Genomic DNA, 10,312 nt, shown 5'->3' on the forward strand with positions numbered 1-10,312 from the left:
CCATCGCGATCGCCGTGCTCGTCGCGATCATCTACGCGTTCGGCCAGGGCAAGATCAACTGGCATGCCGTACCGGACTACTTCTTCGACCACCGCCGACCAGGGAGCCGTGGCCCGCGTCGTAGCGGTAGACCTCGTGGATGGCGCTGCGGGCGGTGAGGCGGGCTACGTAGTTGTCGATCTGGCGGATGGGGCAGCGGGGGTCGTTGACGCCGGCCGAGATGTAGACGGGGGCCTTGACCGCGTCGACGTAGGTGAGGGGGGAGGACGCCTCGAAGCGTTCGGGGACCTCCTCGGGGGTGCCGCCGAGAAGGGTGCGGTCCATCGCCTTCAGGGCTTCCATCTCGTCGTGGTACGCCGTCACATAGTCGGCGACCGGGACGGCGGCGATGCCGAGAGTCCACGCCTCCGGCTGCGTGCCGAGGCCCAGGAGGGTGAGGTAGCCGCCCCAGGAGCCGCCGGTGAGGATCAGGCGGGCGGGGTCGGCGAGGCCCGACGTCACCGCCCATTCCCGGACCGCCTCGATGTCTTCGAGTTCGATCAGGCCGACTCGGTGCTTGAGGGCGTCCGTCCACTCGCGGCCGTAGCCTGTGGAGCCTCGGTAGTTGATCCGGACCACCGCGTACCCGTGGTCCACCCAGGCTGCCGGGCCCGCCGCGAAGGAATCGCTGTCGTGCCAGGTCGGGCCGCCGTGGATGTCGAAGACCGTGGGCAGGGGGCCCGTCGTGCCCGCCGGCTTCTGGATGAGCGCGTGGACGCGGCCGCCGGGGCCCTCCACCCACACGTCCTCCACGGGGACCGAGCCCGGGGACTTCAGGCCGGGGGGATCGAGGACGATCTCGCCCGTCGTCGAGCGGACCACGGACGGCTCGGCCGCCGAGGACCACAGATACTCCACGGTTCCGTCGGGGCGGGCCGTCGCCCCGGAGACCGAGCCCTGTGGGGTGGGCACCTGGACCAGCTCGCGGGACGCCAGGTCGTAGCGCCACAGGTCGCTGCGGGCCTCGAAGCTGTGGGCGATGAGAAGGGCCGAACCGTCCGGGTACCACTCGGCCGCCACGTCGCCCGGGAGGTCCAGGGCCAGGTCCGTCTCCTCCCCCGTCGCCACGTCCCACACCAGCGGCTCCCAACGGCCGCGCCGCTGATGGCCGATGAGGAGGCGGGTGTCCCCGTCGACCGGGGCGAAGCCGAGCACTTCCAGACCCAGCTCGACCGTGCCGCCCTTGGTGTCGTCGAGCTCGGCGACCGTCGAGCCGTCCGGGCGCAGCACCCGCAGCGCCGAGTGCATCGCGTCGCCGTGCTCGGTGTGCTCGACGGCGATCAGGGAGCCGTCGTGCGAGAGGTCGCCGACGCCCGCCGACTCCCGGTGGCGGTAGATCTCCACCGGCTCCTCGCCGAGGCGGACCACGTGGATCGTCGAGCCGTCCTCGTCCGTCGAGCGGCCCACGACCGCGGTGCGGCCGTCCCTGCCGATGGCCAGGCCTCCGGGGTAGGAAGGCTCCAGGCCCGGAGCGGCGGGGGCGTCGACACTGTCGGCACCGTCGCCGGCATCGGCCGTGTCCGTGTCCGTGGTCTTGGGAGCGACGAAACGCTGGCGGCGCCAGATGCCGAACTCGTCGCCGTCCTTGTCGTCGAACCACCAGATCCACTCGCCGTCCGGGGAGAGCACCCCGTCCGTCGTACCGTTCGCCCGGTTCGTGACCTGGCGCTGCTCCCCCGTCCCGCGGTCCCACGCGTACAGCTCGTACGTCCCCGTCGCGTTGGAGACGAACAGAGCGCGGTGCGGGGCGTCCTCCGCCCAGTCGGGCAGCGACACTCGCGGCGCCCGGAAGCGCTTCTCCCAGTCGGGCATGGCTGCCTGCCGCTGCTCGATGGACCCGTTGCTCTCAGTCATGGCCCCATAGTGCCTGGCCCGGCCGACCCCGCGCTGACGAGGTCCCCAGCCTGTGGATAACTTCGCCGATCGCGCCGGACGAACTCCGGGAGAGCACCGGCACGAGGGCCCCCGAAGCCTCGGCGTCGAGCGCGGCACCGTACCTTTGAACTCGTGTACCGGTTCCTGCTGACGCCCCGCTGGTGGGGGATCAACGTCTTCGTGCTGTTGGCCATCCCCTTCTGCATCTTCATGGGGTCCTGGCAGTTGAGCCGGTTCGAGGCGCGGGTGCAGGACCACCGCGCGGCCGGTGAGCAGGCCGCCGCGGCCAGGACGGAGGCCGCCCGTCCGCTCGCCCGGCTGCTGCCCGTGAGCACGGAGACCTCCGGAAAGCAGGCCACCGCGACCGGCCGGTACGGCAAGCAGCTCCTCGTGCCGGGCCGCGAGCTCGACGGCGAGCCCGGGTTCTACGTGCTGACGCTGCTGCGCGTCGACGGCGGCAAGGCGCTGCCCGTCGTACGGGGCTGGCTGCCCGGAAGCGCCGCCCCGGCGAAGGCGCCCGCCGCCCCGACCGGTGAGGTCACCGTCACGGGTGCGCTCCAGGCGTCCGAGAGCCCGGGGGCGAACGGCGTCACCGCCGCCGGGGGGCTGCCCGCAGGCCAGACCGGCGCGATCAGCTCGGCGTCACTGGTGAACCTGGTGCCGTACGAGGTGTACGACGCCTGGATCACCCTCGCGAAGGCCGACAGCGGGATGCGTGCGGTGCCCGCGACCGCACCTCAGGGCACCGGCCTGGACCTGAAGGCGTTCCAGAACCTCGGTTACACCGGTGAGTGGTTCGTGTTCGCGGGCTTCGTGGTCTTCATGTGGTTCCGGCTGCTGCGCCGCGAGGCGGAGTTCGCGCGGGACGCGGAGCTGGGAATCGTCCCGGACCATGACGAAGAAGAAGCCACGGTCGCCGAACCTGCCGCCGACGCCCCTCAGGACGCCGACAACATCCCCGTCCGGTAGATCGTCCCGGCGCACGCGTTGGACACGGCCGCCGAACCTGCCGCCGACGCCCCTCAGGACGCCGACAACATCCCCGTCCGGTAGATCGTCCCGGCGCACGCGTTGGACACGGCCGCCGTGGCCGTCGCCGACGCCCCTCAGGACGCCGGCAACATCCCCGTCCGGTAGATCGTCCCGGCGCACGCGTTGGACACGGTCGTCGTGGCCGTCGCCGCGCCCGTCTCCGCCGTGTACGACACTGTGACGCTGCCGTCGGCCAGGCCGCCGTCCTCCGTCACCATCTGGGTCGAGGTGCCGGTGCCACCGGTGTCCGTGGCGGTGCCGCCCGTGCTGGTGGCGCCGTCCGTGGTGGTGGTCGGGGTCGGCGAGGGCTGTCCGCCGCCGGTGGTCGGACAGGTCTCCGAGGGCACCCAGGCGAACTTCACGACGTACGAGGCGCTCGGCTTCAGCACCACCGAGGCGACCTCCGTGGAGGGGTCGGGCAGCCCGGTGGCCGCGTCGCCCGCCACATGCGTCACCACGCTGATCTTGGCCGAGTCCGCGGCGCCCTGCGCGAGGGTGCCGACGGCGCCCGCGCCGCTGACGGTGCAGCTGGTGGCGGAGACGTTCGAGAGGGTGAAGGAGCCGTAGACCGCGCCGGTGGCGTCCGGGGTGCCGACGGCACTGGTGGCCCCGCCGAGCTGCGCCGGTGTGCACGCAGGAGAGATCACGGCCGAGGCCGAGGGATCGGGGCCACTCGTGGCCGACCCGGTGTTCGTCCCCTTGCCCTTGTCGGGCGTGCCGGTCTGGCTGCCCTTGCCCTTGTCCTTGGAGGTGCCGGAGCTGCCACCCGCGGAGCTCTCGCCGCCGTCGGGGCCCTTGCCCTGGCTGGTGCCGCCCTGCGCCTGTGAGCTGTTGCCCGCTATGGACGGGTCGGCGTTCGACCCGGAGGCGTTCGAGACGTGCACGAGGGCGGGGACGGCGGTGCCGATGAAGAGCGCGGCGGCGGCCACGCCGACGATGGCCTGACGCTTGCGGGCCCGTCGTGCGGGGACCGCGCGGCGCAGGTGCTCCAGCGTGCCGTCGGTGGGTTCGATCTCCTGGACGGCCTGGTGCAGCAGCCGGCGCAGCGCCAGCTCGTCCGAACCGAACCCGTCGGAGCCCAGTGCGTCCGAGCCCAGTGCGTCCGAGCCCTGTACGTCCGGGCCCAGTGCGTCCGGGCCCAGTGCGTCGGAGCCCAGTGCGTCCGAGCCCTGTACGTCCGGGCCCTGCGGGTGGGGGCCGTTTGCGTCGGGGCCGTGGTTCACAGTTCCGTTCCCAGCTTGCTGCTCGTGCTCTTGCCCGTCTTCGGCGGGCGTGGGCCGGTGTGTCGGCTCATGCCACTCATAGGGCTCGTGTCGGTCGTGGTTGTCGCGTCGCTGGCTCATGCCGGGGCCTCCATGGCGACACGGAGCGCGGCGATGCCGCGCGAGCCGTACGCCTTGACCGACCCGAGCGATATGCCGAGGGTCTCGGCGACCTGGGCCTCGGTCATGTCCGCGAAGTAGCGCAGGACGAGAACCTCGCGCTGACGGCGCTGGAGGCCCTTCATCGCCTTGATCAGGGCGTCGCGCTCCAGCTGGTCGTACGCACCCTCCTCCGCGCTCGCCATGTCGGGCATCGGCTTCGAGAGGAGCTTGAGGCCGAGGATGCGCCGGCGCAGCGCGGAGCGCGAGAGGTTGACGACGGTCTGCCGCAGATACGCGAGCGTCTTCTCGGGGTCCCGGACGCGTTTGCGCGCCGAGTGCACCCGGATGAAGGCCTCCTGGACGACGTCCTCGCAGGAGGCGGTGTCGTCGAGCAGGAGTGCCGCGAGGCCCAGCAGCGACCGGTAGTGGGCGCGGTAGGTCTCGGTGAGATGGTCGACCGTGGTACCGGCGGCCATGCTGTCTTCAGCGCCGTCGCGCTGACTCGGTATGCGGGCGGGCCGCGCTGCAGGCATGGGCGCGATCACCGGCATCCCGCCGGGCACGCCGGGGCTGCGGAGTCGGCGGGGTGGACGCAGGGGCGTGCCCCTGGTCTGTACCGCGGTGAATTCGAGAACCTCTGCCACGCCAGTTGGACACGCTTCCCCCCGTCAGGGTTGTACGCGACAGGCATCACATTCGCTCCAGGGTTCACACCGGCCGAAGCGCCCGCCCCCACGCACCCCACGACGTCCGTCCCCACGCACCCCACGACGTCCGTCCCCACGCACCGCACAACGTCCGTCCCCACGCACCGCACAACGCCCGCCCCCACGCGCTCCACAAGACCCGCCCCCACGCACCTCGCAACGCCCGCCGGACCATGTGCCGGAACGCCCGCCGACGCGACCGGTAGCGCGCCTGGCAGTGCATTGAATGCCCTCATGCGTACTAGCTCATCCCCTATGCCCCGTTGTGCCGTGCCGCCCCCGGACACCCGTTTAGGGCGACCGCAAAGACGCTCCCCGCCCTCCGCGCGGTTGCGGAGAACGGGGAGTGAAATCTTCGAACGCCAAGCGGGTCCTGTACAAGTGGTCCGGACCATTATTCCGGCCACACAACTGACACAGATCCTACAAACGAATCCGGTGATGGCCAGGGAGTTTTTGACCCTCGGACACCCTGAGCAGCGAAACCTACCGGCCATGCAGGACGAGTCTCGGACACACGCCGCCGAAATCGGTTCGCGACGACGGCAGTTTCTCCCTGGCCTTCGACCATGGACATCCGCCGTACGCCACCGCGTGGAGTCCCCGTGCCGGGGTGGCGGCGTACTCGAGTGATTCCGTTGAACCCGCGCGCACGCCGCTCCCCTGACGCGGCTGTCTAGAACAGCTCCGCCGCCACCAGTTCCGCGATCTGGGCCGTGTTGAGGGCGGCGCCCTTGCGGAGGTTGTCGCCGCAGACGAAGAGTTCGAGGGCGGTCGGGTCGTCGAGGGCCCGGCGGACGCGGCCCACCCAGGTCGGGTCGGTGCCGACGACGTCCGCGGGAGTGGGGAACTCACCGGCGGCCGGGTTGTCGAACAGGACGACTCCGGGCGCGGTGGCCAGGATCTCGCGGGCCTTGGTCACGGTGACCTTGCCCTCGAAGCGGGCGTGCACGGTGAGGGAGTGCGTGGTCACGACCGGGACGCGGACGCAGGTCACGGCCACGGGCAGGTCCGGCAGCCCGAGGATCTTGCGGGACTCGTCCCGCACCTTCATCTCCTCCGAGGACCAGCCGTCCTCGCGCAGCGACCCTGCCCACGGGACGACGTTCAGCGCCACCGGCTCCGGGAAGGGGCCCGTGTTGTCGCCCACGACCCGGCGTACGTCACCGGGGGTGGTCCCCAGTTCCGTACCGGCGACGAGGGACAGCTGCTGGCGCAGGGTGTCGACGCCCGCGCGCCCCGCACCGCTCACCGCCTGGTACGAGGAGACCACCAGCTCGCGCAGGCCGAACTCGGCGTGCAGCGCGCCGAGCGCCACGATCATGGAGAGGGTGGTGCAGTTCGGGTTGGAGATGATCCCGCGCGGGCGCACACGCGCGGCGTGCGGATTCACCTCGGGTACGACCAGCGGCACGTCCGGGTCCATCCGGAACGCGCCCGAGTTGTCGACCACGATCACGCCCTTGGCCGCGGCGATCGGCGCCCACTGCGCGGCCACCTCGTCGGGGACGTCGAACATCGCGACGTCGACACCGTCGAAGGCGGCCTCACTCAGCGCCACCACCTCGACCTCCTCGCCGCGCACGGACAGCTTGCGGCCGGCCGAGCGCGGGGAGGCGAGCAGACGGATCTCGCCCCAGATGTCCGCGTGCTGGGACAGGATCTGGAGCATGACCGTGCCGACGGCCCCGGTCGCACCCACGACCGCCAGCGTCGGTCCTGCGGGCCGGCTCATCAGCGGCGGCCAGCGCCGCCGTACGAAAGGACGGTCATCGTCCGGTGCCTCCGTAGACGACGGCCTCGTCGCTGTCGGAGTCGAGTCCGAAGGCGGTGTGCACCGCGCGGACGGCCTCGGGGACGTCGTCGGCACGCGTGACCACCGAGATGCGGATCTCGGAGGTGGAGATCAGCTCGATGTTCACCCCCGCGTCGGACAGCGCCTCGAAGAAGCCGGCCGTGACACCCGGGTTCGTCTTCATGCCCGCGCCGACGAGCGAGATCTTGCCGATCTGGTCGTCGTAGCGCAGCGAGTCGAAGCCGATCACGTTCTTCGCCTTCTCCAGGGCGTCGATGGCCTTGCGGCCCTCGGTCTTGGGGAGGGTGAAGGAGATGTCCGTCAGACCGGTGGAGGCGGCGGACACGTTCTGCACGACCATGTCGATGTTGATCTCGGCATCGGCGATGGCGCGGAAGATCGAGGCGGCCTCGCCCGGCTTGTCCGGGACACCGACGACCGTGACCTTGGCCTCGGAGGTGTCGTGAGCGACACCGGAAATGATGGCCTGCTCCACCTTCTGGTCCCCTTGCTTGATCGGTGCGCTGCTGACCCAGGTGCCCTGAAGCCCGCTGAAGGACGAGCGCACGTGGATCGGGATGTTGTAGCGGCGGGCGTATTCCACACAGCGGTGGAGCAGCACCTTGGAGCCGGAGGCGGCGAGCTCCAGCATGTCCTCGAAGGCGATCCAGTCGATCTTCTTCGCCTTCTTCACCACCCGCGGGTCGGCGGTGAACACGCCGTCCACGTCGGTGTAGATCTCGCAGACCTCGGCGTCCAGCGCCGCGGCGAGCGCGACGGCCGTGGTGTCGGACCCGCCGCGCCCGAGCGTGGTGATGTCCTTCTTGTCCTGCGAGACGCCCTGGAAGCCGGCGACGATGGCGATGTTGCCCTCGTCGAGCGCCGTCCGGATACGGCCCGGCGTGACGTCGATGATCCGCGCTTTGTTGTGGACCGAGTCGGTGATGACGCCTGCCTGGCTACCGGTGAAGCTCTGGGCGCTGTGGCCCAGGTTTTTGATCGCCATCGCCAGCAGGGCCATGGAGATCCGCTCTCCGGCGGTCAGCAGCATGTCGAACTCTCGTCCGCTCGGCATCGGAGATACCTGCTCGGCGAGATCGATCAGCTCGTCCGTCGTGTCGCCCATCGCGGAAACGACCACGACCACCTGGTGGCCGTTCTTCTTCGCTTCCACGATTCGCTTGGCGACGCGCTTGATGCCCTCGGCATCGGCTACGGAGGAGCCTCCGTACTTCTGCACGACAAGGCCCACGTGCGCTCCTCGCTCAATCCGTCTCTGCACCGCACAACTGCGGTCGGCTCAGTCTAACGAGCGGCCGGATTTCCCTTCCGGAGTATCGAATCGTGAGATGTCCCGCTCACGACGTGATCACTCCGGACCGTCAAGGTCCACCGGGAGTCCACCGGAGTCGTCAGATCCACCGGTTTCGGCAGGGTTCCTCCGGCCGCTCCGAGCGGCACCTGCCCGCCCACACGCCCCGCCACTCCGGAAAGTGCCCCGTGTCACACGACACCGCCGTGTCTTAACTCTCAAGCACTAAGGTCCGGCTGTGCGCGTACTCCTGGCGGAAGACGATCAGCCGGTCGCCGAGTCACTGCGGCGCGGGCTGCTGCGCTACGGCTTCCAGGTCGAGTGGGTGACGACCGGCCACGCGGCACTGGCCCACCAGGGCCCCTACGACGTCGTCCTCCTCGGCCCAGGCCTGCCCGACACCGACGGCCTCGGCGTCTGCAAGGCGCTGCGGACCCGCGGTGACCGGGCGCTCCGGCTCCGGGCTCGGCCTCTCCACCGTCAAACAGCTGGTCACGGACGACGGCGGGACCGTGACCCTGCGCGACGCGCCCGGCGGCGGCCTGTGGGTGGCCGTCAGCCTTCGGGCATCACCGAGGAGTGGTGGTTGACGATCAGCCACTTGCCGCCGCGCTTCTCGTACTCGTACGTGCAGCGGGCCTCGACGGTGCGCTTGGCGCCGGTGTCCGGGTCGGTGAGCGTGAACTCGTACAGGCCGGTGTCGATGGCGGAGTTCTCGTCGAGGACGTCGACGACCGTCTCGATCTTCTTGCCGACCGGCTTGTTCTCGAGGAAGTGCTCGAAGTAGTCGACGATCTCGGCGTGCGTGTCGCGGATCTTGATTGGAGACGGTGGGCAGCAGGACGGCGTCGGAGGCGTAGCGGTCGGCCACCTTCTCCGGGTCGCCGGTCTTCAGCGCGGCGTTCCAGCCGTCGAAGCGCGGCGATCTGCGCCTTGGCGGGCGGCTTCCGCGGGGCCGCGCCGGCCGACGTGCCGATCCCGACGCCCACGGCGCCCGACGCGACGAGGGCGGAGACGGTGATGACGGCGGCGCGCTTGCGTATCTGGCGCTTCATGAAAACTCCAGTGCGGTGGAAGTACTTGCGGTGGGGGTGCTCCGCTTGCTGTGGGAGCGACTCCAGCCTCTCTTCGCGCCGGTCGGGGGCCGTCCAGCGGACGTGCAGGGCTGATCCAACTCACGGCCGACTCACGCCGTGCGAGGGGGTGGTGACGGGCGTGCGCGGGTGCCGCGGGGGGTAAGGAGCGTGGGTGACGGGCGAGTTGATGCTGGGCGGGATCGTGCTGTTGGGGTCCTGCGTGCAATGGCTGACCGGGATGGGCTTCGCGCTCGTCGCCGTGCCGGCGCTGGTGCTGCTGCTCGGGCCGGCCGAGGGTGTCGTCCTCGCGAACTGCGTCGCCGGGGCGATCTGTGTCGTGGGGCTGGCCGGTGGGTGGCGGCGGGTGCGGCCGCGCGCCATGGTGCCGTTGTGCCTGGCGGCGGCGCTCACCGTGCCGGCGGGCAGCTGGGTCGCGCGGCGGCTGCCGCCGGCCGCGCTGTTGGTTTTCATGGGCGCGCTGGTGACGGTCGCCGTGGTCGTGGTCATGCGGGGCGTCCGGCTGCCCGCGCTGCGTGGCACTCGGGGTGCGGTGGCCGCGGGGGCGGCGGGCGGGTTCATGAACTCGGCGGCGGGGGTGGGGGGTCCGCCGGTCTCCCTGTACGCCCTCAACGCGGGGTGGACCGTACGGGAGTTCGTGCCGAACGCGCTGTTCTACGGGGTGGTGGTGAACGCCTTCTCGGTGGCCTCGAACGGCGTTCCGCATCTGGGGCCGGCGCGGTGGGGGGTCGTGGGGACGGGGATGGTGGTGGGGGCGTCGATCGGGAGGGTGCTTGCCGATCGGGTGCCGGAACAGCGGGCGCGGGTGCTGGTTCTGTTGCTGGCGTTGACCGGCGGGCTCACCACGTTGGGGAAGGGGTTGTGGGGGTCGGGGTGACCGGTGGTGGGCCGCCAGTGTCGGTGATGGGGCGCCAGTGTTGTCGGTGGTGGGGTGCCAGTGTTGTCGGTGATGGGACGCCTGGTACCGGTGGCGGGCCGCCAATGTCGGTGATGGGACACCAGTGTTGTCGGTGATGGGACGCCTGGTACCGGTGGCGGGCCGCCAATGTCGGTGCTGGGACACCAGTGTTGTCGGTGATGGGACGCCTGGTACC

Annotated in this window: 8 protein-coding genes and 2 pseudogenes; 4 read left to right on the forward strand and 6 right to left on the reverse strand. The window is 70.8% G+C overall.

The features are described 5' to 3' along the window. Positions 1 to 54: 54 nt before the first annotated feature. Positions 55 to 1,893 carry a prolyl oligopeptidase family serine peptidase gene (locus ABZ656_RS50600; RefSeq protein WP_360278460.1) on the reverse strand — a complete coding sequence of 613 codons (1,839 nt, stop codon included), beginning with the start codon at positions 1,891 to 1,893 and terminating at the stop codon, positions 55 to 57. 153 nt (positions 1,894 to 2,046) lie between these two features. On the opposite strand from ABZ656_RS50600, the gene ABZ656_RS50605 reads away from it, so the two are divergent. Beyond that, a complete protein-coding gene (locus ABZ656_RS50605) occupies positions 2,047 to 2,883 on the forward strand; it encodes an SURF1 family protein (RefSeq protein ID WP_360278463.1) in 837 nt (278 codons plus the stop codon). Positions 2,884 to 3,020: 137 nt separating this feature from the next. Here ABZ656_RS50605 and ABZ656_RS50610 read toward each other — a convergent pair whose 3' ends face one another. The 4 genes from ABZ656_RS50610 to ABZ656_RS50625 all read right to left on the reverse strand — a co-directional run bounded on the left by ABZ656_RS50610 (position 3,021) and on the right by ABZ656_RS50625 (position 8,064). Continuing rightward, entirely contained in the window at positions 3,021 to 4,289 is a 1,269-nt protein-coding gene (locus ABZ656_RS50610; protein WP_360278466.1) for a hypothetical protein, read from the reverse strand. Then, positions 4,286 to 4,954 (reverse strand): SigE family RNA polymerase sigma factor, encoded by a 669-nt coding sequence (locus tag ABZ656_RS50615; RefSeq protein WP_079065272.1) that lies wholly within the window; start codon positions 4,952 to 4,954, stop codon positions 4,286 to 4,288. The genes ABZ656_RS50610 and ABZ656_RS50615 overlap by 4 nt, the downstream gene beginning before the upstream one ends. A 739-nt stretch (positions 4,955 to 5,693) precedes the next feature. Then, on the reverse strand, positions 5,694 to 6,752 hold the full coding sequence (locus ABZ656_RS50620) for an aspartate-semialdehyde dehydrogenase (protein WP_101399548.1): 1,059 nt from the start codon (positions 6,750 to 6,752) through the stop codon (positions 5,694 to 5,696). 34 nt (positions 6,753 to 6,786) lie between these two features. Then, a complete protein-coding gene (locus ABZ656_RS50625; protein ID WP_101399547.1) occupies positions 6,787 to 8,064 on the reverse strand; it encodes an aspartate kinase in 1,278 nt (425 codons plus the stop codon). Between the two features lie 298 nt (positions 8,065 to 8,362). Between ABZ656_RS50625 and ABZ656_RS50630 the strand changes: the two are divergent. Together ABZ656_RS50630 and ABZ656_RS50635 are read left to right on the forward strand one after the other, a co-directional pair. Continuing rightward, positions 8,363 to 8,566, forward strand: a pseudogene (locus ABZ656_RS50630) (response regulator); the annotation flags it as partial. Further along, positions 8,565 to 8,714 (forward strand): annotated as a pseudogene (locus ABZ656_RS50635) (two-component sensor histidine kinase); the annotation flags it as partial. The pseudogenes ABZ656_RS50630 and ABZ656_RS50635, both read left to right, overlap by 2 nt. Here ABZ656_RS50635 and ABZ656_RS50640 read toward each other — a convergent pair. Then, positions 8,680 to 8,946, reverse strand: coding sequence for a nuclear transport factor 2 family protein (locus tag ABZ656_RS50640; RefSeq protein ID WP_360278476.1), 267 nt, complete (start codon positions 8,944 to 8,946; stop codon positions 8,680 to 8,682). The pseudogene ABZ656_RS50635 and the gene ABZ656_RS50640 overlap by 35 nt on opposite strands. A 441-nt stretch (positions 8,947 to 9,387) precedes the next feature. On the opposite strand from ABZ656_RS50640, the gene ABZ656_RS50645 reads away from it, so the two are divergent. After that, entirely contained in the window at positions 9,388 to 10,095 is a 708-nt protein-coding gene (locus ABZ656_RS50645) for a sulfite exporter TauE/SafE family protein (protein ID WP_101403625.1), read from the forward strand. Positions 10,096 to 10,312: the final 217 nt, after the last annotated feature.

Origin of the sequence: Streptomyces sp. NPDC007095, from assembly GCF_040634475.1 — a bacterium.
Classification (GTDB): Bacteria; Actinomycetota; Actinomycetes; order Streptomycetales; family Streptomycetaceae; genus Streptomyces.